This window comes from Caballeronia novacaledonica, assembly GCF_900258035.1.
GTDB lineage: Bacteria > Pseudomonadota > Gammaproteobacteria > Burkholderiales > Burkholderiaceae > Caballeronia > Caballeronia novacaledonica.
Genome location: NZ_OGTP01000069.1, coordinates 1 through 667, shown reverse-complemented (window position 1 = coordinate 667; position 667 = coordinate 1). Strand labels below are relative to the sequence as shown.

Sequence of the window (667 nt, the reverse complement as noted above, 5' to 3'; positions counted from 1 at the left end):
GGTCTGACGGCCCCTTCCGCGTGCGCCTGTGAGGCAGACGACTTGTCGCGCGCCCACGGCTCGCGCGCGACCTGGCGACCTGGTTACGCGCCGCCGTCTCGTGCTCGGAAAGCACGAACGGCGGCGTCAATGTCGCAGCCCTAGCAAGCGCGGACTTCGAACCAGGTCGAAGCGGCGATACTCGCGTCAGGTGAGGTTTCCGCGGCCTGGAACTCCGCCGTGTACTCCTAGTTCGGTCGAATTATCCACGAGCAAAAGGATGGGGAAATTTCAGCAGCGGTCACAAAGCACGGCCGACCTACCGTAAAGCGTCGTCACCATGGCTTTATCTTCGGCGCTTAGAACAGCCATACCCATGTTGGTGTTCACTGGATTGCCATTTGCAACGTTGCAGTAACTCATAACTGACGAGCCATCCCAACTGCCAAACAACTGATCACCGTCAGTTCCCTGCGCCATCCCTTTGCATGCATCCGGCGTGTCCGGGCGGTTCTGTTCGTGAGCGAAACCCAGAACGTGACCGAATTCATGCACCGCGTACCATTCGATACAGTCCTTGTTTTGCTTTTCGTTAGCGGAGCAGTATGCGGCACCGTTCTTCATTGAATCAAAAGTGAAGTTCAGCGTGACACCGCCAACTTTATTGTTCAGGCTTTTTCCGAGGCCG

Annotated in this window: 1 protein-coding gene; it reads right to left on the bottom strand. The window is 57.1% G+C overall.

The window, feature by feature from the left end; all coding sequences use genetic code 11:
- Positions 1-270: 270 nt before the first annotated feature.
- A partial coding sequence (locus NOV72_RS31760; protein ID WP_245933239.1) for a M12 family metallopeptidase occupies positions 271-667 on the bottom strand: 397 nt, incomplete at its 5' end.